This is a genomic window from Paracidovorax valerianellae (genome assembly GCF_900102625.1).
Classification (GTDB): Bacteria; Pseudomonadota; Gammaproteobacteria; order Burkholderiales; family Burkholderiaceae_C; genus Paracidovorax; species Paracidovorax valerianellae.
Map to the genome: position 1 here is coordinate 1 of NZ_FMZC01000047.1, position 1,499 is coordinate 1,499.

General features: G+C 49.9%; 3 protein-coding genes. All 3 read left to right on the top strand.

The window, feature by feature from the left end; genetic code table 11:
* The coding region (locus tag BLT03_RS23585; RefSeq protein ID WP_139160549.1) for an RHS repeat-associated core domain-containing protein at positions 1-693 on the top strand (693 nt) is incomplete at its 5' end.
* Positions 684-1,058, top strand: coding sequence for a hypothetical protein (locus BLT03_RS24345; RefSeq protein ID WP_139160550.1), 375 nt, complete (start codon positions 684-686; stop codon positions 1,056-1,058). The genes BLT03_RS23585 and BLT03_RS24345, both read left to right, overlap by 10 nt.
* Before the next feature lie 145 nt (positions 1,059-1,203).
* Positions 1,204-1,499, top strand: a 296-nt coding sequence (locus BLT03_RS23590) for an RHS repeat domain-containing protein (RefSeq protein ID WP_139160551.1), incomplete at its 3' end; no start/stop codon positions are given.

Below are 1,499 nucleotides of genomic sequence, written 5' to 3' on the forward strand. Positions count from 1 at the left end.
GAGCAGAGCATTCGCTTCCAGGGGCAGCAGCTGGATGCAGAGACGGGGTTGCATTACAACCGGTTCCGGTACTACGACCCGACCATTGGGCAGTATGTTACGCAAGACCCCATTGGGTTGCTTGGCGGACATAATGTATATGAATACGTAGGCGGCGATCCGTTAAATTGGGTGGATTCTCTTGGCTTAGAGCCTGGTTCTATGGCTCAGAGGGGATACCTCAGTAATAACAGGCCACATTATCCCGGTTTGCTGGGGGAAGATGAAAAAGGCGTAATGCTCTTTGATGAGAAAAATCCCAATTTTCATAGCTATAACGTCACTAACTCTTGCTCGAAGAAAACGGCCGGATGCACTTTGGGTAAGGTTTCGGAAGGTCTAATGAGGTATCCCGCACCGGGTTCTGACGGGGAGCCTATTAAAGACGGGCAAAAGGGTTTTGCTATTCCAGTAGGACCGGTAAGTCACTCGGTATCAGCCGATAGAACAATGGTCACAAATATCACTGAGAAAAATCATCTTTTGTATCCAGGAATTGTGCGCCGCTGGGTCTCTGAAAGTGCCAATGAGGTGACTGTCCACACTTATGGGGAAGGTGTTGGGCCAATGGGAACATTAAATAATGCGCTGGCAAAATCTTTGTGGGGAAATGTGGATGAAAAAGTTTTTGATCACGCCAAATCATGCAAATAAATAAATATCTCTTTTCAAGTGTTGCCTCATCTCTTTTGGTGACATTTTTATTTCTATGCTTTACGCATCGAGACTATGCTTCTGTTTATGTGTATTTGGCGTCATTTGTTTTTGGCGTCTCTTTTTTCCTTATTTCAGTTTGTCTCTATTTAATTTTGCAGTTATACAATCGCATTGGCTTGGGGGTGGCTGTCTTATTTGCTTTTTTATTTGGAGTCGTGGCAATAAATTTACTGTTATTTCTGCTTTTTGATCGCCTTCCGAGTTTGAGTGAGATATCTATCTTTTATAGTTTATTTGGTGGTGGATCAGGGGTTCTTTCTTTGGGTGTACATCTGATTGCAGTTAGATGTTTCCGGGGATAACCCTCCGCAGGATGAATAGTCCGTGTGGCAGGTAAATCACAGGAGGGGCCATGCCCGAGCGCAGCAAGAAATAGCGCAGGCAGTGTTGTGAAGCGTGCTGGAGTCGGCCACGGGTGCGAAGGCGCTACAACGCGCGCAGGCGCACATGCCCCAAGAGCTGGCGCAGCTCATGGCGGGCAGCGTGGGCCGGTTGCAGGCCGAGGGACGAGCGCAGGCGAAAACCAACCCGCTGACCATCCGGCACTACCTGTGCGATCACCTGGGCACACCGATCGGGCTGGTGGATGGCAACGGGGAGAGAGCGGGCCAAGTGACCTGGGCGGCCAGCTACGGGGCGTGGGGGGAAGTGCAGGAGGAATACAACCCGCAACGGATCGAGCAGAGCATTCGCTTCCAGGGGCAGCAGCTGGATGCAGAGACGGGGTTGCATTACAACCGGTT